At 44.0% G+C, this 25276-nt stretch carries 23 protein-coding genes and 1 pseudogene; 5 read left to right on the top strand and 19 right to left on the bottom strand.

Annotated features, from left to right (window positions below):
* Window positions 1-14: 14 nt before the first annotated feature.
* The 3 genes from BET10_RS11825 to nadC form a co-directional block, all read right to left on the bottom strand.
* On the bottom strand, window positions 15-1244 hold the full coding sequence (locus BET10_RS11825; protein WP_070985786.1) for a type II secretion system F family protein: 1230 nt from the start codon (window positions 1242-1244) through the stop codon (window positions 15-17).
* Between the two features lie 62 nt (window positions 1245-1306).
* Window positions 1307-1753, bottom strand: coding sequence for a pilin (locus BET10_RS21995; RefSeq protein ID WP_070985785.1), 447 nt, complete (start codon window positions 1751-1753; stop codon window positions 1307-1309).
* Between the two features lie 263 nt (window positions 1754-2016).
* The gene (gene nadC, locus BET10_RS11815) at window positions 2017-2883 is read right to left on the bottom strand and encodes a carboxylating nicotinate-nucleotide diphosphorylase (RefSeq protein ID WP_070985784.1); all 867 of its coding nucleotides are present in this window, start codon (window positions 2881-2883) and stop codon (window positions 2017-2019) included.
* Window positions 2884-3019: 136 nt separating this feature from the next.
* Here nadC and ampD point away from each other — a divergent pair, with 136 nt between their 5' ends.
* Window positions 3020-3559 (top strand): 1,6-anhydro-N-acetylmuramyl-L-alanine amidase AmpD, encoded by a 540-nt coding sequence (gene ampD / locus BET10_RS11810; RefSeq protein ID WP_070985783.1) that lies wholly within the window; start codon window positions 3020-3022, stop codon window positions 3557-3559.
* An 11-nt stretch (window positions 3560-3570) separates the two neighbouring features.
* Window positions 3571-4422 carry a beta-lactamase regulator AmpE gene (gene ampE, locus BET10_RS11805; RefSeq protein WP_070985782.1) on the top strand — a complete coding sequence of 284 codons (852 nt, stop codon included), beginning with the start codon at window positions 3571-3573 and terminating at the stop codon, window positions 4420-4422.
* A gap of 61 nt (window positions 4423-4483) precedes the next feature.
* Here the strand turns inward: ampE and BET10_RS11800 are convergent, their stop codons facing one another.
* Entirely contained in the window at window positions 4484-6982 is a 2499-nt protein-coding gene (locus tag BET10_RS11800; RefSeq protein ID WP_070985781.1) for a PilZ domain-containing protein, read from the bottom strand.
* A gap of 194 nt (window positions 6983-7176) precedes the next feature.
* Between BET10_RS11800 and radA the strand changes: the two genes are divergently transcribed.
* Both radA and BET10_RS11790 read left to right on the top strand, forming a co-directional pair.
* Window positions 7177-8547, top strand: coding sequence for a DNA repair protein RadA (gene radA, locus BET10_RS11795; RefSeq protein ID WP_070985780.1), 1371 nt, complete (start codon window positions 7177-7179; stop codon window positions 8545-8547).
* A 16-nt stretch (window positions 8548-8563) separates the two neighbouring features.
* Window positions 8564-9484, top strand: coding sequence for a hypothetical protein (locus BET10_RS11790; RefSeq protein ID WP_070985779.1), 921 nt, complete (start codon window positions 8564-8566; stop codon window positions 9482-9484).
* A gap of 61 nt (window positions 9485-9545) precedes the next feature.
* Here the strand turns inward: BET10_RS11790 and serA are convergent, their stop codons facing one another.
* The 15 genes from serA to rsmD all read right to left on the bottom strand — a co-directional run bounded on the left by serA (window position 9546) and on the right by rsmD (window position 24573).
* Window positions 9546-10775 carry a phosphoglycerate dehydrogenase gene (serA, locus tag BET10_RS11785; protein WP_070985778.1) on the bottom strand — a complete coding sequence of 410 codons (1230 nt, stop codon included), beginning with the start codon at window positions 10773-10775 and terminating at the stop codon, window positions 9546-9548.
* 13 nt (window positions 10776-10788) lie between these two features.
* Window positions 10789-11442 carry a ribose-5-phosphate isomerase RpiA gene (rpiA, locus tag BET10_RS11780; protein ID WP_070985777.1) on the bottom strand — a complete coding sequence of 218 codons (654 nt, stop codon included), beginning with the start codon at window positions 11440-11442 and terminating at the stop codon, window positions 10789-10791.
* A 78-nt stretch (window positions 11443-11520) separates the two neighbouring features.
* A complete protein-coding gene (locus tag BET10_RS11775) occupies window positions 11521-12126 on the bottom strand; it encodes a 5-formyltetrahydrofolate cyclo-ligase (protein ID WP_070985776.1) in 606 nt (201 codons plus the stop codon).
* 10 nt (window positions 12127-12136) lie between these two features.
* Window positions 12137-12682 carry a hypothetical protein gene (locus BET10_RS11770; RefSeq protein WP_070985775.1) on the bottom strand — a complete coding sequence of 182 codons (546 nt, stop codon included), beginning with the start codon at window positions 12680-12682 and terminating at the stop codon, window positions 12137-12139.
* 126 nt (window positions 12683-12808) lie between these two features.
* Window positions 12809-14092, bottom strand: coding sequence for a phosphoribosylamine--glycine ligase (gene purD, locus BET10_RS11765; RefSeq protein ID WP_070985774.1), 1284 nt, complete (start codon window positions 14090-14092; stop codon window positions 12809-12811).
* A 16-nt stretch (window positions 14093-14108) separates the two neighbouring features.
* Window positions 14109-14945, bottom strand: coding sequence for a class I SAM-dependent methyltransferase (locus BET10_RS11760; protein ID WP_070985773.1), 837 nt, complete (start codon window positions 14943-14945; stop codon window positions 14109-14111).
* Between the two features lie 98 nt (window positions 14946-15043).
* Window positions 15044-16630, bottom strand: coding sequence for a bifunctional phosphoribosylaminoimidazolecarboxamide formyltransferase/IMP cyclohydrolase (gene purH / locus BET10_RS11755; RefSeq protein ID WP_070985772.1), 1587 nt, complete (start codon window positions 16628-16630; stop codon window positions 15044-15046).
* A gap of 228 nt (window positions 16631-16858) precedes the next feature.
* Window positions 16859-17149 (bottom strand): DNA-binding transcriptional regulator Fis, encoded by a 291-nt coding sequence (gene fis, locus BET10_RS11750; protein ID WP_005491017.1) that lies wholly within the window; start codon window positions 17147-17149, stop codon window positions 16859-16861.
* 19 nt (window positions 17150-17168) lie between these two features.
* Window positions 17169-18140 (bottom strand): tRNA dihydrouridine synthase DusB, encoded by a 972-nt coding sequence (gene dusB / locus BET10_RS11745; RefSeq protein WP_170829143.1) that lies wholly within the window; start codon window positions 18138-18140, stop codon window positions 17169-17171.
* Window positions 18141-18416: 276 nt separating this feature from the next.
* Complete coding sequence (gene prmA, locus BET10_RS11740; RefSeq protein ID WP_070985770.1) at window positions 18417-19292, bottom strand: 50S ribosomal protein L11 methyltransferase; 876 nt, start codon at window positions 19290-19292, stop codon at window positions 18417-18419.
* Between the two features lie 78 nt (window positions 19293-19370).
* On the bottom strand, window positions 19371-21212 hold the full coding sequence (gene rpoD / locus BET10_RS11735; protein WP_070985769.1) for an RNA polymerase sigma factor RpoD: 1842 nt from the start codon (window positions 21210-21212) through the stop codon (window positions 19371-19373).
* A 104-nt stretch (window positions 21213-21316) separates the two neighbouring features.
* On the bottom strand, window positions 21317-23074 hold the full coding sequence (gene dnaG, locus BET10_RS11730; RefSeq protein ID WP_070985768.1) for a DNA primase: 1758 nt from the start codon (window positions 23072-23074) through the stop codon (window positions 21317-21319).
* An 88-nt stretch (window positions 23075-23162) separates the two neighbouring features.
* Window positions 23163-23609: a GatB/YqeY domain-containing protein gene (locus tag BET10_RS11725; protein WP_070985767.1), complete on the bottom strand. Its 447-nt coding sequence runs from the start codon at window positions 23607-23609 to the stop codon at window positions 23163-23165.
* 20 nt (window positions 23610-23629) lie between these two features.
* A complete protein-coding gene (gene rpsU / locus BET10_RS11720; protein ID WP_010362466.1) occupies window positions 23630-23845 on the bottom strand; it encodes a 30S ribosomal protein S21 in 216 nt (71 codons plus the stop codon).
* A 128-nt stretch (window positions 23846-23973) separates the two neighbouring features.
* Entirely contained in the window at window positions 23974-24573 is a 600-nt protein-coding gene (gene rsmD, locus BET10_RS11715) for a 16S rRNA (guanine(966)-N(2))-methyltransferase RsmD (protein WP_070985766.1), read from the bottom strand.
* Window positions 24574-24815: 242 nt separating this feature from the next.
* Between rsmD and BET10_RS21830 the strand changes: the two are divergent.
* Window positions 24816-25276 (top strand): annotated as a pseudogene (locus tag BET10_RS21830) (signal recognition particle-docking protein FtsY); the annotation flags it as partial.

Raw genomic sequence — 25276 nt, 5'->3', positions numbered from 1 at the left:
TTTTATGGGTCAGGTTAAATTACCGAACCCAACTGGAAGATAGGTAAATACATGGCAATGATAAGGCCACCAATCAGCACACCTAACACAGCCATAATTAACGGCTCAAGCAGGCTAGAGAGGCCGTCGACCAAATCATCTACTTCCTGCTCGTAAATATTGGCGACTTTTGCCAGCATGCTGTCTAGGGTGCCTGACTCTTCGCCAATAGCCACCATTTGGATCACCATATCGGGAAACACACTGGTATTTCTCATGGCCCAGTTCATTTGGTTACCCGAGCTGACTTCACTTTTTATATCTAAAATTGCATCTCGGAAAATGGCATTTCCCGAGGCGCCAGCAGCAGAGTCAAGTGCATCAATCAACGGCACCCCTGCTGCAAACGTTGTAGACAAGGTTCTGGCGTAACGGGCAACAGCGGCTTTATCAAGAATGGGTCCTACAACTGGTAGTGTTAGGAGCAACCTGTCGTTAAAACTACGTAGGGCTTTTGATTTAAAAAGCATCTCTTTGTAGAGATAACCACCAAAAAATAACACACCGAGCACCATCCACCAGTATTTTTGCATTACTTCTGAGATGGCGATAACCATAAGTGTGAAAGCGGGCAGCTCGGCACCAAAGCCATTGAAGATTTCTTGAAACTGCGGAACAACAAAGATCAATAGAATAGAGGTTACAATTAAGGCGACAACAATTACGGCAATAGGATAAAACAGCGCCTTTTTGATTTTTGATTTCAGTGCTTCTGCTTTTTCTTTGTAGATGGCGATACGCTCAAAAACATGGTCTAACGAACCTGACTGTTCACCTGATTGCACTAAGTCACAATATAAATCATCGAAATGACGAGGGTAGGCACGCAAACACTTAGACAAGGGCTGGCCTGCACGCACTTCATCGGCAATGCTGGAGATCAGCTTTTTAAGGCTTTTATTGTTAATGCCAGAGCCTATCATGTCCAACACTTGAATAAGCGGTACGCCAGCGTTGAGCATCGTGGCGATTTGACGAGTGGTGACGGCGATATCTTTGGCGCTAATTTTCGGGCTACGGTTTAGACCAAAAATTGCTTTGGGTTTACGTTTTACTTTGGAGGGAGTAATACCTTGTTTGCGCAATTGTGCTTTAACCAAAGCTATGCTGGTGCCGGTCATTTCTCCTTCAAGGCGTTTACCTCGGGTACTGACGCCAACCCACTGGAACGTGTCTAAGGATTTTTCACCAGTATTTTTCGCCATGTTGCACCGCTTAGCTGTAAAGTAAGGAGAAAAGCAGTTGCTTAGCAACTGCTTTAAGGCTTTTAGTTTGTAGCCGCTGTTGCAGTACAGCCTTGAGGCACTAAGCTAGCATCCGTTAAGCTACTTACGCAGGTCCATTTAAATGCATTATCTGCGGTGTTAGGTGTAAACGTGAAAGTCTCACTTTGTAGTGCTGATACTGCATCGGTAGCATCCATAGTTACAACAATAACGCCGTTAGCCTGTACTTCTAATGCTGAATAGGTACCTGTCGCTGCTAAGTCAGTTAAAGATGGAGCAGTGTCTGCAGTTGGGTATGAACCATTGATTTGATGATATTCAGCAATAGCCGTTTTTGCACCAGCGGATAGAGAAACCGCTTCGGCTGCTTGTGAGCGAGCAACATAATCCTGATACGCAGGCAATGCCACAGCGGATAAAATACCAATAATAGCTACTACTATCATTAACTCAATAAGGGTAAAGCCACCCTGTTGTTGTCTTGCCATGATGTGTCTCCTAAGGAACTGTGTCTAACTCGGTAATTGTAAGTTAGAAAGATATTAAAATCTTTATGGTTTTGAAACTTGATAGCTTCAATTATAGGTGTTAAAAGCGCTTGATTGCACGTTTGCTATTGAAATGCCGTATAAACTTAACAAATACACATTTTAATAGCTTGTTATCAATCTCATTATTTTGTCGTATTTAACGGTTTCATAGCGCGCTTGTCAATCAATTAGAACCAATTATTCGCAATATTTAGAATAATTTATGCCTTTTGCTCAACAAAACGCATGGATAAGTCAATACTGCACAAGTGCTTTGTTAATGCGCCACTAGAAATAAAGTCGACACCCGCTTGCGCATACGTTGTTAGGGTATCAAGTGTCATGTTACCTGAAACTTCAAGTTTTGCTTTGCCCTGAGTCAATTCAACAGCTTGTTTGATGTCAGCTACTGTGAAGTTATCTAACATGATGATGTCGGCACCCGCTTGTAGGGCCTGTGTAAGCTCATCTAGGTTCTCGACTTCTACCTCTACAGGCTTATTGGGATGGTTTGTTTTCGCTTTACTGACCGCATTGGTAATACCACCGCAAGCAGCAATGTGATTCTCTTTGATCAAAAAGGCATCGAATAGACCGATACGGTGGTTTTTACCGCCACCACAGGTTACTGCATATTTCTGCAATGCTCTTAAACCCGGAATGGTTTTACGCGTGTCGAGTAACTGTGTTTGGCTACCCGCAAGCGCCTTTACGTAGTGAGCGGTCGTGGTTGCCGTACCAGACAAAGACTGAACAAAATTCAAAGCCGTGCGCTCTGCTGTAAGAATCGCGCGAGCCGAGCCCGATGCAGTGAACAGCTTTGAGTTCGCACTCACGTGATCGCCATCGTTAACCAGCACTTCCACTTTAACTTGCGGGTCAACTTGTTTGAAGACTTCAATAATGAGATCTTTGCCACAGAACACACAGTCTTCACGCGTGATCACATAGGCATTTGCCTGCTCCGTTTCAGGGATCAACTGGGCCGTGATATCTCCATCAGCTGCACACTGGTAATTAAGATCTTCGTTAAGTGCTTGTTTTACCAATTGGCTTATTAGTTCATTAGAGATAGGTTGGCATTGCATAGTTCTGTCACTTGTGTTGGCTATTATGGGAGAGTGCGAATTTTACTGTGTTGCGCGCATTTACACAATCGCTGCTAGTGAATTAACATCAACCTTGATAAGGTAACAGTATGATTATTAGCGTTCATTTTATATTATGTCACTAGATTGGCTAAGCGCTGCTAACAGGCGTCCGTGTACTTATTACGACGATAGGCCTGAACAAGAAACGGTCTCATTGTTAGTGATCCATAACATCTCATTACCAGCGGGAAAGTTTGGTACTGCTTATGTGGATGAGTTGTTTTGTGGAACACTTGAATGTGATGCGCACCCCAGCTTTTGCGATCTAAAGGGGGTAGAGGTGTCTGCACACTGCTTTATTCGCCGCGATGGACAAGTGCTTCAGTATGTGCCGTTTAATAAACGTGCTTGGCATGCTGGTGTCTCTAGCTTTGAAGGTCGTCATCGGTGCAATGATTTTAGCATTGGCATTGAGCTTGAGGGGACGGACGATACGCCATACAGTGAGGTGCAATATCAAAGGCTGGTTGCGGTGACGAAGGAAATAATGGCAGCGTACCCGGCGATCACTAGGCAACGCATAGTCGGACATTGCGATATTGCGCCCGGTAGAAAAACGGATCCTGGACCGGCATTTCAATGGTCTGAATTTTTTCATCAACTTGAACAATAAAAGAGTTACATATGATTTTAATTTCCATCATTCTTGCGTTGGCGATTGAGCGGTTAGCTGCCAGAGGGAATTATTGGCAGATGAGCTTCTATACCAACGGGTATGTTGCACATAGTGTTGATAACAGCATGGTAAAAGGCCTGATGGGCTCAGGTGTTGGCGTGTTGATATGGCTGGTTGTACCCAGTATTTTGATAGCCATTGTATACCACGTATTTGATATGGTGCTTGCCCAACTTATTTTGAACACCTGTCTATTGCTGATTTGTATCGGTTGTGCGCATCAAAGGGGGCGTTATAAAGGCTATTTAAATGCCCTGACTCGGGGAGATAATGAAGCCGCAACTTTATACGCCTTACAAATGGGACAAAAACGTACAGAATTAGAGCAAGGTGGTGAGTGGTTTGGGCAAACTTTAGTGTGGATCAATTTTCGTCATTATTGCTGTGTATTATTTTGGTTTGTTATGCTTGGCGCCCCAGGGGCCGTGCTTTATGCCATAACCCGTAGTTTATTTGACGACATTGAAGACAATTCAGAACACCCACTCAAGGCACAATATAGCCGTTTTGAAACGATGTTACATTGGCTTGATTGGGTCCCAGCTCGGCTGACGAGCTTTGGCTATTTGATCATTGGTAACTTTTCTAAAGGTACCAGTTGTTGGCTTAAATATGTGCTTGATTTTAACGTTTCAAATCGACATGTTGTCACATCTACGGCACTGGCAGCGGAGCAAATAGAGCAGCAGTACGTTGGGTGCACTTATGAAGCAAGTTGTATGATGCGCTTAGTTAAACGCAACATACTGTTTTATTTGGTGCTTATTGCTTTACTGACGTTATTTGGTAACTTGGCTTAACTCACCTATGTGATAAGTAACACTGGCGGTAAATGTGCAACTGGCACATTTACCGCGTTTGTTAATTCAGGAGGGTTTTTAGGTAGGTTTGTTTTCGCAATCTCATCGCGGTGATAAGTTTGCTATCAATCTCTAGGGTTCGCAGGTGCTCATCGCTAACATCAATCAAGTCACACACACCAGTTACTTTCCATAAGCCCTCTTCAAGTTCTTTTGCTTTATGTAAGGCATAGTGGCTCACATAACGCAGCTCATTGGCTAAATAATCCGTATCGGGTCGGCCTGTTTTTGAAACATGCAGATGAAATACAAATAAAATATTCTTTGTAATGGCCTTTTTCTGGAACAAAAATAATGGCTCTTGCGGTTGGTCTTGCTCGATACATTGCCCTTTGAAGGCTTTGTTGATGTCCTTTTCCTGGCTATCGAACGCAACAAACAGCGTATATTTGAGCGGTTTGCTTTTACGGCTGTGTTTACGCAGCGCTTCAGTTAAGTGATTTTCGATGAAGCCCGATGGGAACAGGGGTTTCATATTGAGCTGCCCTTGTTTAGCGGTGTGATAATGCATTAATACACGGTGTATCGGTGTAGGATACAACCCTATGCCTATCGCCCCAATCTTAAAGTGCGATGTCTCTTTATGTAAGTAAAATGGAAACTGGCATACGCTTTTGGTGATCATGTTCCGTAGTGCGGTCGATAATCCTGGGATTCTAGGCGCCTCTTGGCAAGGCTGTAACTTGTCTTTGTTGCTATTAATCAATAGCTTAAAGAACTCGCTGGCCACTTGAGGTAAGTCGGTCAGTTTGCTTACTTTAAGATTAATGATGGTTTTCGCTTTACTGATTGCAACGACCTCATAACGCAAGTTGCTCAAACTATGTTGCTTAGTAATCTTTTGTAGGTCGGGTAAATCAAGGTGGATAATAGCACCTTTAGTTAAGGTCGTAGGTTGCGCAAGTTCTACTTGTAACCCCATCTCAGAAAAGTCTAAGGTATGCCCTTGACATGGTTCAGCGCCATCTATGTGTAATACAACCGAGGTTTTATACAGATACCGCTTGTGTGCTCGCAGATTAATATAATCTAGAGAGATCACATTGAGCTTTGGTGGGTTGAGCGCTTTTCCTCGGCCAAATACTTTGAGCTGATTAACGAGGCTTTTGTCAAAGCTGACCTTTTGATAGGCCTCTTGTTGATACTGTGAAGAAATGTCAGTAATCAACAATAAGTACTTCACGTCTTGGATGTGGCTTTGCACGCGTGGAGTTGGTCGCTTGTTCAGCTTTTCAATGTTTTTGCTGGCATTGGCTGGCAGTGATAATGGAATAAAGGCATCTTCATGATGGCTTGGCATGAGCTGAACTTTGTATGTACGCCAACTGCTTTTTTGAGCGCCGTAGGCAACGAATAGATTACGCAAATCAGGTTGTTTTGCTAATTCAAAATCAAATGCTGAATAGTGGTATATTTTGCCATCTTTTATGTGCGTAAAGCTATATAATGTCGATTCTTTGACGGCATTCGAGAGCGCCAGTAGTGCTGCTAATCGAGGTTGCGAAAAAATTTGATACAAGCAGGATACTTTACGCTCGTCTTCAAAATAGTAATTAATAAATGCGTTATTTTCATTGGTTAACGCAATAGTGGGCAACAGGTGTTTGTCCTTTTGTGAAATAAACACAAAAAGTGAGTTAACCCTAGGTTGGTAATATTGCTCGTAACCCTTACAGGTTATAGCATCCATGGTATTATCTAAATTGACTTTATAGCGGCGTTTATTGCCGTGAATAAAGCTATTGAGAAACTCATCAAATGCATTACTGTTTTCTATAAAGGTTCTTTTCAACCTAACGTGCTGAAATCCAGAAGAAATTGGTTCAACTGCAATAACTTCATATTGGATCCCCTCTTTGAGTCCCAGCTCAAACTCTTGCTCAAGCCCTGTTAGCCTGACGCTGACCAATTGCCCTGGACTCACGCGCTCTTTTGCCGCAAGTTTAATTTTTGCACCGCTGAGTGAGATATCTGATGTGGTACCGGTGGCTTGGTGCCCTTTATTCAGCTCAATTGAAATTTTAATTGAGTAATTCATCCGTTCTTCAATGCGGCTTTCATAGGAGGCAAAGCGCACTAGCTTAGCGTGTTCTGGTTGTTTCTCTACAACATCTTGAACAAGACTTTCAGTATCTTGTGCTTTTTTCTGCATGACCCGAAAATTATTTTCGGTTTGCATTACTTCTTCATACACAGCGAGCGTATAGCCGCCATGACGTGCAATTTCACGCTCAAACACCTCGATGGCCAGGTCGTCCATAAAGTGTTGTTTACCTTCATATTCATAAGGCTTAACATCACCAGCAACTTGCCCTCGTAGGTCGATAAAACGGGCGATGGGTTGAGATAAGCGAGACATTTCCATTTTTAGCAAGAATCGGTCGGGTTTGGAAATATCCTTGGTCATCTGTTCAAACAGCTTATCGAAGTCGGGATTACCCAACTGCGATTTTAACTCTTTGATCAGAGGTTGATACTTCTGTAGCTTATCTTCAGCCATAATGACCCATTAATTATCCGAGTTTAAGCCCTGAGGCTTATTAGTTATTATTTGTTATATCAAGCCAAAACTATGACAATATTAAATCATAGTTAATTAATTCTAAACAATTCTGTTAACTTCGTCTGCTATTGCAGTGGTTATATTGCACAGAGATTGAGTTAAAAGTACAAGCAAAAAGTGTGCCTTAAGTTATGGTGAAAAAGAAAACAGCCTTTGTGTGTAGCGATTGTGGTGCCGAATTTGCCAGGTGGCAGGGGCAATGTTCAGAGTGTCGCGCCTGGAATACGGTGACAGAGTTTCGTGTGCCCTCGGTGAAGGCGCCTCCTCGTAGCGCTGCAATGGCCGGATATGCAGGGATGGTTGATGCGAAGGTACAAACGTTGGATGAAGTCAACCTTGAGAGCCTGCCACGTTTTAGTACTGGGTTTAAAGAGTTTGACCGTGTGTTGGGTGGTGGGGTGGTACCTGGCAGTGCCATTTTAATCGGCGGCTCACCTGGTGCGGGTAAGAGTACCGTCCTGTTGCAGACCATGTGTTTACTCGCACAGAGTATGAACACCTTATACGTAACCGGTGAAGAGTCATTACAGCAAGTTGCCATGCGAGCTCACAGATTGGGGTTGCCCACTGACAAATTACGTACCCTGGCCGAAACTAACGTAGAAACTATTTGCCAACTGGCTCTACAAGAAAAGCCCAGCATCATGGTCATCGACTCGATTCAGGTGATGCACATGAGCGATGTGCAGTCAGCACCTGGTAGTGTTTCTCAAGTGCGAGAAAGCGCCGCCTATTTAACCCGCTTTGCAAAACAAAACCAAGTCGCTATTTTTATGGTCGGCCATGTAACAAAGGATGGCAGTTTAGCCGGTCCGAAAGTATTGGAGCACTGTATTGATTGTTCAATTTTACTAGAAGGGAGTTCGGACAGCCGCTTTCGTACTTTGCGCGGCAACAAAAACCGCTTTGGTGCAGTTAATGAACTAGGTGTATTTGCGATGACGGGGCAGGGGCTTAAAGAAGTTAGTAACCCTTCAGCTATTTTTCTCAACCGAGGCGAAGAACAAACACCTGGGTCTCTTGTAATGGTGATTTGGGAAGGGACACGGCCATTGCTGGTTGAGGTGCAGGCATTGGTTGATTACTCCCAATTGGCAAACCCAAGGCGCGTTACAGTGGGCTTAGAGCAAAACCGTTTAGCTATGTTACTGGCGGTGTTACACCGCCATGGCGGGTTGCAAGTGGCGGATCAGGATGTGTTTGTTAATGTCGTGGGAGGGGTGAAAGTCTCAGAAACTAGCGCCGATCTAGCATTAATCGTTGCTTTGGTGTCAAGCTTTAAGAATTACGCGCTGGAGCGGCAACTTGTGGTGTTTGGTGAGGTTGGCCTAGGTGGCGAGATAAGGCCTGTTCCCAGTGGTCAGGAGCGTCTAAAAGAAGCTGCGAAGCATGGTTTTAAACGCGCGATTGTGCCCAATGCCAATAAACCAAAAGAGCCGATTGAAGGTATGGAAGTGGTTGGTGTTAATAGTTTAAGTGAAGCGCTAGAGGCGCTATTTTAGTAGGAATGAATAAATAATGAGAAAGATCCTATTGATGGTGATAGGCGCTGGATTAGTTACTTATGGGGCAGTGCAACACTTCGCCAACCAAGAAGCCGAAGAAGCGCTTAAAAGACAGCTGTCGCTAATCGAACTGCAAGAGCAGATAGAGATCGACTATGCCAGTGTAGATGTACACCTACTCAGTGACAAAATAAGTGTCAGGGGCCTGGAAGTAAAAAATACGGCTCATCAAAAGATGGCGAGTGTTGAACTTATGTCTTTACAGGGTTTTCACCCTGATGAGGTCAGTGAATTTACCGAGGTGCGTTTAAATGGTATGCGCTTAAATAAGGAAGCTTGGCAGCATCCAGCGACATTTCCGCCCCTATTACTGGGGAGTCGTTTTGATTTTGCTTTTGCGATGGCCTACGAACCAGACTCAGGAGCGCTTGAAATTAAGTTGGGAATGGAGGCAAAAAAGATCGTATCAATGGCGATGTCTGCCAACTTTAATAACTCGACATCTTTTATGGAAGCCTATCATGCACGTCGTCAACAACGGCTACAAATGGATACGCAAAGTAATGCGTTAAATTCTCCCAGTGATTCTGGTCGTATATCAGATGCATGGATGCAGCTAGAGCCACGTGCTTTTATGTTAGAGGTAAATAGCCTCGGCCAGTTGTCAGATTTACTGGATCAGCATCTAAAAAATCAAGGACTGGACAGAGAGGCATTTAAACAAATGTTTACTGAGCAAGTTTATAGCGCTGATTCTACACAAAAAGTCAAGGATGCGTTACTGGCATTCGCCGAGGGCCTGCAGAGATTGCACATATCGGCTCAGTTACCTGAGGGGATGAATTTTCCAAGCCTCACCACGCGGCTAAATGAGCTTTATGGTCAGCCTGAAGCCGCTGCAGACTTTCTTAATTTGAAAGTAGAAGGGTCATAAAGTGGGTCTAGTAATGAAAAAGGCCGCGATCAGCGGCCTCTTTCATTAACGTAAATAGATATCAGTGCAAAATCCTAGCTCGGATTGTGCCTTCAACGGCGCTGAGCTCTTTTAATGCCACCTCTGAGTGATCGCTGTCTACGTCAATTACCACATAGCCGATGGTATCATCGGTTTGTAGGTATTGCGCTGCGATATTAATACCATGTTGTGCAAATGCTTGGTTAATTTGCGTCAGGACGCCAGGGCGGTTCTGGTGCACGTGCAATAGACGACTACGATTTGCCAATTCAGGTAAGGCTACTTCAGGGAAGTTGACTGCACTTAATGTTGAACCGTTATCTGAGTACTTCGCAATTTTACCCGCTACCTCAATACCAATGTTTTCTTGTGCTTCTTGCGTTGAGCCCCCCACGTGTGGCGTAAGAATAACGTTATCAAACTCACGTAGTGGAGAAATAAACTCTTCATCATTTGATTTAGGCTCCACAGGGAACACATCAATGGCAGCGCCGGCAAGCTTTTTATCTCTTAGCGCCTCTGCCAGAGCGTCGATGTCTACAACGGTACCGCGTGAAGCGTTGATCAGGATAGCGCCTTGTTTCATCACTTCAAGCTCAGCCATACCGATTAGGTTTTTAGTTGAAGGGGTTTCTGGGACGTGTAGGCTAACCACGTCAGAACGCTGTAATAGCTGTGTCAGGTTTTGAATTTGTTGAGCATTACCAAGCGTAAGTTTGTCTTCGATATCATAAAACTCAACTTTCATACCGATGTTTTCAGCCATAATGCCAAGTTGTGTGCCGATATGTCCGTAACCTATGATACCAAGTGTTTTTCCACGAGCTTCGTACGAGCCTACAGCCGATTTAAACCATTCGCCACGGTGCGCCATGGCATTACGCTGTGGGATACCACGAAGGAGCAACAAGATTTCCCCCAATACTAACTCAGCCACAGAACGCGTATTTGAAAACGGCGCGTTGAATACGGCAATACCACGCTCTTTCGCTGCCTGTAAATCTACTTGGTTAGTGCCGATACAAAAACAACCTACAGCAACGAGCTTTTCAGCGGCATTGAGCACAGCTTCGGTTAAATGGGTGCGAGAGCGGATCCCCACAAAGTGGGCATCCTTAATTCGCTCTTGCAATTCACTTTCAGGTAACGATGTTTTGACATAATCAATGTTGCTGTAACCGTTGCGCTTTAGAGTTTCAACGGCACTTTGGTGCACACCTTCTAACAGCAAAATTTTGATCTTCTCTTTGGCTAACGATACCTTACTCATGACTCATTCCTATTTAGCTGATTTTAGGACCCTCAGGGGTTCCTGTGATAACAATATCGGCACCACGGTGCGCAAATAAGCCGTTGGTTACAACGCCGACAATCTGGTTTATGTTTTCTTCTAACTGCTTTGGCTCTTTGATTTGCAGATTGTGCACATCAAGGATGACATTGCCGTTATCGGTAACAACCCCTTGTCTATAAACGGGATCACCACCCAGTTTTAATAACTCTCGCGCCACATAGCTGCGAGCCATCGGGATCACTTCAACAGGTAATGGGAAGGCACCCAAAGTCTCTACATGTTTAGTGTTATCCACGATACAAATAAATTGTTTTGCTACTGCTGCTACGATCTTTTCGCGTGTTAACGCTGCGCCACCGCCTTTGATCATGTCGTTGCTAGCATTGATTTCATCAGCGCCATCAACATACACGTCAAGTTGGTCAACGTCGTTAAGTTCAAATACCTCAATACCCAGTGCTTTTAGCTTTTCAGTGGATGCCTCTGAACTGGAAACCGCCCCTTTAATTTGTTCTTTGATACTACCAAGGGCATCAATAAAGTGGTTGACGGTTGAACCTGTGCCTACACCAACAATGGTATCTTTTTTTACATATTCCAACGCAGCCCAGGCTGCGGCTTTTTTCATTTCATCTTGGGTCATTACGTAATTCACTGTGTTGTCAAATTGAACACTTAGAGTATACCGTAATTGTTTGTGTAGAATGAGTCTGAATACCCTTTACCATTGATAAAATTTGCTGGGCGTGATGATCTGCTGTAATGGGACATCCCAAGCCTGTATTGGCAGCTTTTCAACCTGCTGACAGTCGTGAGCTAAGCCAATAAGTTCTGGCTTTTTCATTTGCTCACGATAGTAACGCGCCAACGTCTTATCGTAGTAGCCGCCCCCCATGCCTAAGCGGTTACCTTCTTTATCAAAAGCCACAAGGGGCATTAAGAGGTAATCCAGCTCATATAAAGGACAAATATGACTGCAATTCAACTGTGGCTCCAAGATAGCATAGCGATTCTGTGTCATGGGTGAATTATTTTCATACCTCTGGAATAGCAATGTTGTGCCGTTAAAGGGGTGTATTACGGGCAGGAATACTTGATGTCTTTTCTTGTTAAGTGATTGAATTAAAATGGATGTGTCAAGTTCTCCATCGTTGCTGAGATAGAGGCCTATTCGGGCGTTATTTGGGAGTTTTTTGTGTTGAAAAAAATTAATATTGATTTTTTTCGCGGCTTGTTCCTGCTCTAAATTACTTAAATTTCTTCTCGCATTTCTAATATTCTTGCGGATTTCTGAACGTGAAAGAGAAGATTGTTCGGCATTGTACATGGCGCCTCTGCTATAAATTAAACCACTGAGGGTAGATTATGGCTAGTGCTAATACGGTTAGCAGCACGATAAGGATGGCCGCTAAGGTATATTGGAGCTTGCGGGTTGGTATTTTTTTGACGGGCTCTAAATCAAGGTCTAACTCTTCAAATAGTTCATCTTCATGCCAGCTATCTGGTTTTGAATCGTCTTTGTCTTCATCAGATGAGTTGCCTAAGCGATGTTCTATTTCTTCAAGGCGCTCCTCAATACGAATTAAGCTACTGGTAATGTAATCTAGTGCTTCGAACACTCGCTCATCTTTTTGACTTTGAGGGCTGGTATCAGCTGGTGGCTCAACGGCGACAAGCTTAGCTTTAACACCCATTCTTTCCAACAACTTTACCTGCTTTAACGATTTACTTTGCTCTGCAGGCGCAAAAAGAGGTTTTTTGGCAAGAAAGGCCTCAACCTTTTGTGGTGCAATATTGAGTTTAGAGCTTAAAGTTGTCACAACCTCTTCGGCTGATGTAGTGCTTTGTAAACCGATAAACACGACTCGATACTTTTGTGACATGATAGTTCCTAAAGCTATGCTAATGCTTTGAGTATACCGAATTTTTTGTATGTTGCGAATGCGTTATCGAGAGGCGAGGGGGAAGATGAAGCAGGCCGGTTAGAGCGGCCTGCCAAATAGATCGTATTATTGCTCTCTGGCAATGGCACGATAGCCAATATCGGTGCGGTATTCAACACCATCCCAATGGATGTCTTTAACCAGCGAGTAGGCTCTTTTTTGCGCTTCTGTCACTGAGTGTCCAAGTGCGGTTGCACACAAAACTCGACCACCTGCTGTAACGACCTCTTCGCCATCTTGTTTGGTGCCTGCGTGGAATACCTTTTCGCCTTCAGGGTAGCTTACTTGCAAGCCGCTGATAGCATCGCCTTTAGGGTAGTTGCCTGGGTAGCCTTTTGCTGACAGTACCACGCCCACAGCTGCGCGAGGATCAAATCTAATATCTACTTTGTCTAACTCTTCACGGTTAGCCGCTTCGATAAGTTCTACTAAATCTGATTGCAAGCGCAACATGATTGGCTGAGTTTCAGGGTCGCCAAAACGACAGTTGTACTCAATAACTTTTGGTGTGCCATCAGCTGTAATCATCAAACCAGCGTATAAGAACCCAGTGTAAGGGTTGCCTTCGCTTGCCATACCTTCAACTGTCGGATGGATCACTTCATCCATGATACGTTGATGAATGTCTGGGGTGACAACAGGAGCTGGAGAGTACGCACCCATGCCACCTGTGTTTGGACCCTGATCGCCGTTGTAAGCGCGTTTATGATCCTGACTGGTGGCAAAAGGGAGAACATGCTTACCATCTACCATGACGATAAATGAAGCTTCTTCACCTTCAAGGAACTCTTCAATGACAACGCGGCTACCCGCTTCGCCAAAAGCATTACCCGCTAGCATATCGCGAATAGCCTCTTCAGCCTCGGCTTCGGTCATGGCGACGATAACACCTTTACCTGCCGCTAGGCCATCGGCTTTCACGACAATAGGGGCGCCTTGCTCTTTAAGATAAGCCAAAGCCGGCTCAACTTGTTCGAACGTTTGGTATTGAGCTGTTGGGATATCATGGCGGGCCAAAAAGTCCTTCGTGAACGACTTGGAACCTTCCAGTTGAGCCGCAGCTGCCGTAGGACCAAAGATTGCCAAGCCTTCATTGCGAAAGCGATCAACAACACCAACTACCAGTGGCGCTTCAGGGCCTACAATAGTCAGTTCGACATTGTTTTCTTTTGCAAACGACACGAGTGCATCTAAGTCTTCAACACCAATAGCAACATTGGTTATTTTTGGTTCCAATGCTGTACCTGCATTACCTGGTGCAACATATACCGTTTTTACCGATGGGTTTTGAGCGGCTTTGAACGCTAATGCGTGTTCACGGCCACCACTGCCAATGACGAGTACATTCATGGCGAAATTTTCCTATTTAAAGCTTCTTAAATTTTAGAGTCATGCGATTGCTTTCCCCGATAGCTTTGTATTTCTCGGCTTGCTCTTCACCCATTGTTAGGTGCGGAGGCAAAGTCCAAACCCCCTTAGGATGGTCTGCGCTATCTTTAGGGTTCGCGTTAATATCGCTTTGAGCTACTAATTCGAATCCAGCTTGTTTTGCTACATCAACCACATAGCTTAGCTTCATATAACCCGAGCTTTTCTGCTGGGCGTCATCACGATCTTCTGGTAACTGATGCTCAACAACACCTAAGATGCCACCCGGTTTCAACGCTTTGTTAAATGCTTTAAATGCACTTAACAGTCCTTCATGGTCTTTTTGCATGTACCAGTTATGTACATTTCTAAAAGTGAGTACCATATCAGCGCTGCTTGCTGGGGCAATATCCAAATGGGTCACAGGAAAAAACTCGGTCACTTTTACTTCACTATAACGGGGATCATTTGCAACTTTATCTTTAAAGCTGGCAAGTGATTTCTTGTAATAGCCTATCTCAGAGTCAGCAGGGAAGTGTGCAGCATACAGTGTACCTTTACCTTTGAGCGTAGGAGCCAGAATTTCTGAGTACCAACCGCCACCAGGTGTAATTTCAACCACTGTCATATCACTTTGTAAACCAAAGAACTCTAATGTTTCTAGTGGATTACGATACTTATCGCGAGCGCGGTGTGCTTCAGGGCGTTCTGAACTTTGTATGGCTGAAACAACCGCTGCGTTAGCTTGGTTTGTGTTAACGCTGTTGTTAGCGTTACAGCCAGCTAATGCAGCCACGACGGCCGCTGTGAGAAGTGTTTTTAAACCAAATTTCATCTTTCTGTTCCTTCACTTTGTGATTGTGTTTTAAGCAGAATACTCGAATTTAGTGCAAACAAAAAGCGCGAAACGTTGAACGGTTCGCGCTGTAATTTTTAGTGACGGAAGTGACGCATTCCGGTAAATACCATGGCCATACCCGCTTCGTCGGCTGCGGCGATAACTTCTTCATCGCGCATTGAGCCACCAGGTTGAATAACCGCAGTGATACCGGCTTGCGCAGCGGCATCGATGCCATCACGGAACGGGAAGAACGCATCAGATGCCATGACTGAACCTTTAACTTCTAAGTTCTCGTCTGCCGCTTTGATACCCGCGATTTTAGCCGAATACACGCGACTCATTTGGCCTGCACCCACACCAATCGTCATACCATCTCTGGCATAAACAATAGCGTTAGACTTCACGAATTTAGCGACTTTCCAGCAGAATAATAAATCTTTCAATTCTTGCTCGGTAGGCTGGCGTTTAGACACCACGGTAAGGTCGTCCAGTGTTACCATGCCCTGATCTCGGTCTTGAACTAAGATACCACCATTGACACGTTTGATATCAGCTTGAGTTGTCTTGGTATTCCATTGGCCACACTCTAGCAAACGCACGTTCTTTTTCGCCGCAACGATTTGTGCTGCTTCTTCAGAAATACTGGGTGCTATGATCACTTCAACAAACTGACGAGACACGATAGCTTCTGCTGTGTCAGCATCTAACTGGCGGTTAAATGCAATGATGCCACCAAATGCTGAGATCGGATCGGTCTTAAAAGCGCGATCATATGCTGCAAGGATGTTTTCATCAACAGCAACGCCACAAGGGTTAGCATGCTTTACAATCACACAAGCAGGTGCATCGAACTCTTTAACACATTCAAGTGCCGCATCAGTATCTGCGATATTGTTGAATGACAAGGCTTTACCTTGTAGCTGCTTTGCCGTTGCAACAGACGCTTCTTGCAGGTCGTTTTCAACGTAGAACGCAGCGTCTTGATGTGAATTTTCACCGTAGCGCATATCTTGTTTTTTGGTGAATTGCATATTGATAGTACGCGGGAACTTCGTCTCAACTGCAGCTTCTTCAGTGTAATCAGGTACCATGTTACCAAAGTAGTTCGCAATCATACCATCGTACTGAGCGGTGTGCTCGTAGGCCGCAATTGCTAAATCAAAACGTGTTTTATAGGTTGTAGAACCGTTGTTTTCTTTTAGTTCATCAATTACACGTTGATAGTCACTGGCATTAACGACAATGGTAACATCTTTATGGTTTTTAGCCGCAGCACGAACCATGGTTGGGCCACCGATATCAATATTCTCAATGGCATCTTCAAGGCTACAGTCAGCTTTTGCAACGGTTTGTGCAAAGGGGTATAAGTTAACCACAACCATATCGATAGCAGAAATATCATTCTCAGCCATCACTGCTTCGTCTTGTCCACGGCGTGCTAGGATGCCGCCATGTACTTTAGGGTGTAACGTTTTTACACGACCATCCATGATCTCTGGGTGACCTGTATAGTCAGATACTTCTGTGGCTGCGATGCCGTTATCAGTTAATAGTTTGAAAGTACCGCCAGTAGAGAGGATCTCTACGCCTTGAGCACACAGTGCGCTTGCTAATTCAACGATACCGGTTTTATCTGACACGCTTAATAACGCGCGACGAATTGGACGATGTATATCCATGATGGTTTAGGTTTCCTCAATGATAAGTTAAGGGCTAGCTTAGAAGGGCGCTATTTTAGCCTAATTTACGTAAGAAAACGATCATAAACCTTGGCTGATGATTGAGATTTTGTGAATTTATAATTTGGGCAAGGTGTTAGCTTGAAAGCTGTGGTGAGAAGCGAGGTACGAAGATGTTAAAAAAGCACCCTAAGGTGCTTTTTATTAGTGGTCAAAACCAAGCAAGGCTTAGTTCATGCCGTATTTTTTCAGCTTCTTGCGTAAAGTACCACGGTTGATACCTAACAAGATTGCCGCGCGAGTTTGGTTACCACGCGTGTACGTCATCACTTCTTCTAGTAATGGCGCTTCTAGCTCTGAAAGAACAAGATCGTAAACGTCTTGCACATCTTGACCGTTAAGCTGCTTTAAATAGTGATGAACAGCTTTTTTTACTGCATCGCGTAAAGGTTGCGGTTTCTCTTGTGACTGAACATGAGCGTTAGTGATAAATGGAGAAGTCACATTTTGTTCGAACATCGTTATGTCTCTTTCTTTCTTAGTTAGCTGCTAGTGTTTCAAAGTATTGTTCCAATGCCTCAATTTGCTCATTTGGCGTCTCAAGGGCATTAAATACTCGCCTAAACTGACCTGCTTGGTCGTGAGCTTGCAAATACCATGATACATGCTTGCGTGCGATGCGCGCTCCCATTGGCTCACCGTAAAACTGATGAAGATTTACTAAATGCTCCATCAAAATACTACGTACCTCAGAAATCTCTGGGGCTGGTAGCTGTTCTCCAGTGCGCAAAAAGTGGTCTATCTCCCTAAATATCCAAGGGCGACCTTGGGCGGCTCGACCAATCATGATGGCATCTGCGCCCGTATAATCCAGTACCTGCTTTGCTTTTTGCGGAGAAGTAATATCTCCATTAGCGACCACAGGTATACTTACTGTACGTTTAATATCCCTTATCGTGGCGTACTCTGCTTCACCCTTGTACATACACGCCTTAGTTCGGCCATGTACGGCAAGCGATGCAATGCCATTACGTTCAGCAATTTTAGCAATTTCTACGCCGTTACGGTTTTGTGTATCCCAACCTGTACGGATTTTTAGCGTTACAGGTACCTCTACAGCTTCCACTACTGCTTGAACTATCTGCTCTACTAAATCGGGATACTGCAACAGTGCAGAACCTGCCAGTTTCTTATTCACTTTCTTTGCAGGGCAGCCCATATTGATATCTATGATCTGCGCCCCATTTGCTACATTGAACTGTGCAGCCTGTGCCATCAATTCTGGATCAGCACCCGCTATTTGCACCGAGCGAATACCAGACTCGCCATTATGATCCATGCGGTTCATAGACTTATCTGTTTTCCATACCTTTGGATTTGACGACATCATTTCTGATACAGCTAAACCTGCTCCTAATCGACGGCATAACTGTCGAAAAGGTCTATCAGTGATCCCAGCCATAGGGGCCACAATAATGTTGTTATCTAGTTGGTATGGACCAATACGCACGTTGTTCAATCTGCCTCTTTTCAAGGGGCGCTAAGTTTACGGTTTTTTTTGCAAAAATCAAAGGCTATAAATTGAACATTATTGCTTTTTTTTTGAACTTATTGGGTTGACTTTTTATAACAGTTTGAGTCACTGATTTATTTGGCTGAAATTTAATCAGTTCAAATGAAGGCATGTTGATAATATGAGCTATCTTTGCTGTGAAAAAACAGTAAAGCCTGTTAAATACAGGCTTTAGCTGTTACAAGTTACTAACCCATAAATGCTTTTTCTGGGTTAATTACGTTTACTGCCACTGACACGAGTCCATTCACCTTCCTGAGCTATAGCCTCAAGATCGACATATTTTTCATATACATTTGCTACAGACTGTGCCTGTTCTTCTAAAATACCAGACATGGCAATTTTTCCATGTGGTTTTAAGAAGGCAAGAATAATTTCGTGTAACTCCCGCAAAGGTTGAGCAAGGATGTTGGCAACGACGATGTCGGCGCTAAATTCCGGCTGATTTTCAGGTAAGTACACTTCAAGCTGATCAGCAACCCCATTTCGTTTGGCATTATCAAGGCTAGCGGCTAATGCTTGCGGATCGATATCAATACCAATTACACGTTGTGCACCCAGTTTGATAGCGGCTATACCCAAAATGCCTGAGCCGCAACCAAAGTCAACGACAGTCTTACCTGTGAGGTCCTGACTCTCAAGCCATTTTAAACACAGTGCGGTTGTAGCATGAGTACCGGTGCCAAATGCCAAACCTGGGTCCAGTAGCACGTTTACGGCATCAGGCTCGGGAATATCACGCCAGCTAGGACAAATCCATAAGCGTTCACCAAACTTGATGGGGTGGAAGTTATCCATCCACTCACGTTCCCAATCTTTGTCTTCGAGCTGCTCAATCTTGTATGTAACTGGTTGTGAACTGTTTTCTTTAAGGTAGTTGACAACTTCATCCATATCATGGGCCGCATCAAATAAGCCGATAACAATGGTGTCTGGCCAAAGAATGACTTCACCGGGCTTAGGCTCATAAACAGGGTTATTGCTACCATCCATGAAGGTGACAGACGGACAGCCAACATCAAGCAATAGGTCGCTTAATTGATCGGCGGTTTCTTTATTAGCGTGAATGCGGATTTGGATCCAAGCCATGAGCTTTCCTAAATTATGCTAGTTATTAAAAAGGCCGCTGTTGCGGCCTTTCATTGATTCTGGTGGCGTAAAAACAGCTTAACCTTTTACATCCAAGAAGCTTTTCAGTAGATCTGAACGTGAAGGGTGGCGCAGCTTACGCAGTGCTTTGGCTTCGATTTGACGAATACGCTCACGTGTTACATCAAACTGTTTACCAACCTCTTCTAGGGTATGATCAGTATTCATATCGATACCAAAACGCATACGTAAAACTTTAGCTTCACGTGCCGTAAGGCCAGCTAACACTTCATTGGTTGCTCCACGAAGACTCTCCATTGTTGCTGAGTCAATAGGTGACTCAATGGTTGTATCTTCGATAAAGTCACCTAAGTGCGAATCTTCGTCGTCACCAATTGGTGTCTCCATAGAAATTGGCTCTTTGGCAATTTTCAGTACTTTACGGATCTTATCTTCTGGCATCATCATGCGCTCAGCCAGCTCTTCTGGGTTAGGCTCACGGCCCATTTCCTGAAGCATTTGACGTGAGATACGATTCAGCTTATTGATTGTCTCAATCATGTGCACAGGAATACGGATAGTACGCGCCTGATCGGCAATTGAGCGAGTAATAGCCTGACGAATCCACCAAGTTGCATAAGTTGAGAATTTATAACCACGACGGTATTCAAACTTATCTACCGCTTTCATCAAACCAATGTTACCTTCTTGAATAAGATCCAAGAATTGCAAACCTCGGTTGGTATATTTCTTAGCGATTGAAATTACAAGACGTAGGTTGGCTTCAACCATTTCTTTTTTAGCACGACGGGCTTTCGCTTCACCGATACTCATACGACGGTTGATGTCTTTGATACGCTCGACAGTTAGGCCAGTGCTTTCTTCAATCACTTTTAATTTGTTGATACAGCGTTCAATCTCAGGCTTAACTTCAGCCAATTTTTTCGAATACTTTTCACCAGCAGCGATTTCAGCATCTACCCAAGCCATATCCGTTTCGTTGTTGGCAAAATGCTTAACAAAAGTTTTCTTTGGTACTTTTGCAATTTGCACCGCTTGCTTCATGACGATACGTTCTTGAACGCGAACTCTGTCCATCATTTCACGCATGTTGTTAACCATGCGGTCAAATTGTTTCGGTACTAGTTTGAAAGTACGAAACAACTCACCAATTTCAAAGATGGCAGCTTGTGAATCTGGGTGTGAACGGCCTTTGCTTTCAAACACTTCTCGGGCTTTGTTATAAAGAGTGCGAAGTTGCTCGAAATGAACACGTGCTTCTTCAGGGTCTGGGCCCGTATCCGCATCTTCATCATCGTCGCTGTCTTCGTCATCCTCATCATCTTCGTCTGCTAAGTCTTCATCGCTTAGTTCAGAACCGATATGTGTTGCTGAGATCTGTGTTTCTTCAGCGTTAGGGTCGAAAAAGCCAGATACGATGTCGCTTAAGCGCATCTCTTCGGCTTCGAACTTATCCCACTGCTCCAAAAGGTAGGTAATAGCTTCAGGATACTCTGCCACAGAGATTTGAACCTGATTGATACCTTCTTCAATTCGCTTGGCGATTTGAATTTCGCCCTCACGGGTCAATAGCTCAACAGTACCCATTTCACGCATATACATACGTACAGGATCAGTAGTACGACCGATTTCTTTTTCAACTGTGGCTAATGCAGCTGCGGCTGCTTCAGCAGCATCTTCATCGGTGGTAGTTTCTTGCATCATCAATTCATCAGCATCTGGCGCATTTTCTGCTACCTGAATACCCATGTCATTGATCATACTAATAATATCTTCGACCTGATCTGAGTCTATTATGTCTTGTGGAAGGTGATCGTTAACTTCTGCAAAAGTTAAGTACCCTTGCTCTTTACCTTTCTGAATCAGAAGTTTGAGTTGTGACTGAGGAGATTGATCCATAGAGATTTATGCTTCCACTCTGATAAGTTGATACAACAGGCGCCAGCGAAAAAACACCGAACAATTTGCATGACGCAGTGAATAGAACATTATAACAGCAAAATTTAATTTTGACTAGTTCTTCTGCTGCTTAACGCTTGTGTTAACAGCGCGCATTCAAGCCGCTCTTCGCTGTTTAGGCCTTCTGTTTTGTCTTTTATTAATAAGGTCTCTAACCTAAAATTTAAACACTGATCTTCAATAAATTGAAAAGTATTTTTGAATTCTTCGCTTAGAGCTTGTTCATTTATATCATGTCGCCACACAGCGAGCTTTTTTAGCGCATCGTACTGAGGCTTATCTCTAAAGTATTCAAGTAGTTGTGCCGTAGTGTAATGCGAGTTTTGCAAGCAAACCAATTGTAACTCTAGGAGCAGTTGGATGCCTGGTATATTCATTTGTGCTAATTCGGGTAAATACTCAACACTTGTCGCCAACTGTGGATGTTGTATTAATAGCCCAATTGCTCGGCGCATAGGAGTAACTTTAAACTTACGTTCAATGCTGTGTTGCTGCTTTGGTGTTGCAAGCTTAGCGGACAGCTGCTCTCTTGTGCGCCCTATTAATCGAGCAAGTTTTTCCAGCAGACTCTCCTGGTAGTAGTCGCTGGGTATTTTGCCTATCATGGGCAGCGCTTCGCTCATCAGCTTGGCTTTACCTGCATCATTGGTCAGATCGCAGCTTTGGGCCAGTTTATCAAATAGTACTTTGGAGAAGTCATCAGCTTGAGCAAGCCTTGTTTCAAAAGCGTCTTTGCCTTCTTGTTGAACTAGCGAATCGGGATCTTCACCATCAGGGAGAAATACAAATCGCAGCGATTTGCCATCTTTTAAGTGGGATAGAGCGTTTTCTAACGCTCGCCATGCTGCATCTTTTCCAGCTCTATCACCATCGTAGCAGCAAATAACCGTATCGGTTGTTCTAAACAGGGTATGCATATGTTCGGCGGTTGTGGCTGTACCAAGCGCCGCGACGGCATAATTGATACCTTGTTCTGCCAACGCGACAACATCCATGTAGCCTTCAACAATTAAAACGCTATCTAATTTATCATTAGCTTGTTTTGCTTCATACAGGCCATACAACTCAAAACCCTTGTGGAAGATTCTGGTTTCAGGAGAGTTTAAATATTTTGGCCCTTGGTCGTTGTCCATAACTCGGCCGCCAAATGCAATAACCCGTCCGCGTTTGTCACGAATAGGGAACATAAGACGATCGCGGAAAAAATCAAATTGTCGACTGGGGGTTTTTTCAGAAGCAAGCTTTAGTTCTAGCAATTGTTGACGCTGTTCAGCTGTGCGTCCTACTTGTTTACATAGAGATTCCCACTCACTTGGGGCATACCCTATCATGTAGTGTTTTACTGTCTCACCGGATAAACCTCGGCTTTTCACGTAGTCGATAACCGCACTGGAGTTTTTATGGTGTTTCAGTTGATGTTGATAGAAGCGAGCTGTTTGCAACATTAGGTCGTAATCTGAGCGCTTTTGTTCAACGGTACGTTCGGGTTTGCCGGATCCTTGTTCACGAGGGACGTCTAGGTTTAGTAAACTGGCGAGTTCTTCGATGGCATCCACAAACTCGAGTTTGTCATATTCCATCATAAAGGAGATAGCGTTGCCGTTGGCACCACATCCGAAGCAGTGATAAAACTGTTTATCACGAGAGACCGTAAAAGAAGGAGACTTTTCGTTATGAAATGGACAACATGCCTGATAGTCTTTTCCCGCTTTTTTTAAGCCAACACGGGCATCGATCAAATCGACGATATCGGTACGATCGAGCAGGTCATCAATAAACTCTCTTGGGATCTTTCCAGCCATATTTTTCTAACGATGTTCCCTTATACCTAGACGAAGAAACCGAGCGCTAGGGCTCGGTTCACTTTAATCATACAATCTGTATGCGGGATTATGCGCTTAATCGTTGTTTTATCAAGCCAGAGATTTTGCCCATATCGGCACGACCTTCAGCTTTGGACTTGATTATGCCCATAACTTTACCCATGTCTTGCATACCTGCAGCGCCAGTGTCGGCAATTGCAGCATCAATCAATGCTATGATTTCTTCTTCAGTCAAAGGCTGAGGTAAGAAAGTCTCAAGTACATTGATCTCATTTGCTTCAATTTCAGCTAAATCATCACGACCAGCATCTTTATACTGGGTGAAAGAATCACGGCGCTGTTTAACTAACTTCACTAGTACAGAAGTGATTCCTGCGTCATCTAATGTTGTTTGATTGTCAATTTCGCGCTGCTTTATTTCAGCAAGAACCATGCGAATTGCACCAAGACTGATTTTGTCTTTAGCACGCATGGCATCTTTTTGTGCGTCTTTTAGCTTAGTTAAAAGGCTCATTTATACAAGACCGAGACCGATTAGTATAATTTAACGCGACGTGCGTTTTCGCGAGAAAGCTTTTTCATGTGACGCTTAACTGCAGCAGCTTTTTTACGCTTGCGCTCAGCTGTTGGCTTTTCATAGTGCTCGCGACGACGAACTTCAGAAAGGATACCTGCTTTTTCACATGAACGCTTGAAACGACGAAGTGCAACGTCAAACGGTTCGTTTTCTCTTACTTTAATTACTGGCATTAAAAATTCACCTACCTAATTAATGAGCAATGCTCACGCTGATCAAATATTGATCAAGTGGTTCAAAAATGGTGCGGTATTGTAATCCGAAGCAATACCACATGTAAAGCGTAAATTAGAGCTAAATACTAACTTACTTTTTCATTTCGTTGGTAAAGCCGGCACAACACTTGTCCTGCCTGCTTTTCTTTGAGAATTTGCCAGTCTTGTGGGGCTGTAAAATCGAGTTCTTTTTCTACTTCTACATAGATAAGGGCGTTGTTTGTGAGCCAGTTATTTTGCTCTAGGAGCATACAGCATGGCTGCGCTAGATCTTGTCTAAAAGGAGGATCGACAAATACCAGATCAAAAGGCGCTTGTTCATTTTTACGACTCAGTACATCAATCGTATTGTCATTTATAACTTTTGCGTTGCTCAACTTGAGTGTGGCTATGTTGCTGTTTAACTGTTGTGCGGCTTGCCTATCAAGCTCTATAAAACACGTTTGCTTGGCAAAACGAGATAAGCATTCGAAGCCTAAGCCGCCCGAACCTGCAAAACAGTCTAAAACAGTAGCATCTCTTGTATCTTGCATTAACCAATTGAACAGCGTTTCTTTGACTCTATCCGTCGTCGGACGTAGCCCTGTAACATCTTTTACGGGTAACTTTCGACCTCGAAATTGACCACTTATAATGCGGATCACACCGTCGCTTTGGCTATTTTTAGAAGCTGGTTTTTTTCTCATAGATACTACTTATCACGAAATCTTAATATTTTTGCTCGTATAAATCACTGCAGCTACATTTTTCATCTTTACGGAACATGATACACTGCGCGCTAATTTTTGAATTTATTTTGACGTTAATGCTGAGTGTGAATATGAACTTAGCTTTAATGTTACTCATTTGTGGTTCAGATGTCTTACATACGACAATTTAGCGAACCATCACTAGTCTATCAGATTTATTAATACGGTATTTAGCGAGCATGGGAAAAAAGAACAAATTTCTGTCTTGGTTTGGATTTGGTAAAAAAGAAGCAGAACAGTCACAGCAACAAGCCGAAGAGCAGGAGCAGCTTGCTAAACAACAAGCAGAAGAAGCTGAGCGTCAACGTCTAGCTGCAGAAGCCCAAGCCAAAGCACAGGCTGAAAAAGCAGCGGCAGAAGAAGCAGAGCGTCAGCGACTCGCAGCAGAAGCCCAAGCCAAAGCACAGGCGGAAAAGGCGGCAGCAGAAGAAGCTGAGCGTCAGCGGCTCGCAGCAGAAGCCGAAGCCAAAGCACAGGCGGAAAAGGCGGCAGCAGAAGAAGCAGAGCGTCAGCGCCTCGCAGCAGAAGCCGAAGCCAAAGCACAGGCGGAAAAGGCGGCAGCAGAAGAAGCTGAGCGTCAACGCCTCGCAGCAGAAGCCCAAGCCAAAGCACAGGCGGAAAAGGCGGCAGCAGAAGAAGC

Source organism: Pseudoalteromonas amylolytica (assembly GCF_001854605.1).
In the GTDB taxonomy this organism is placed as follows: Bacteria; Pseudomonadota; Gammaproteobacteria; order Enterobacterales; family Alteromonadaceae; genus Pseudoalteromonas; species Pseudoalteromonas amylolytica.
This window is presented reverse-complemented; position numbering and strand designations above follow the sequence as displayed.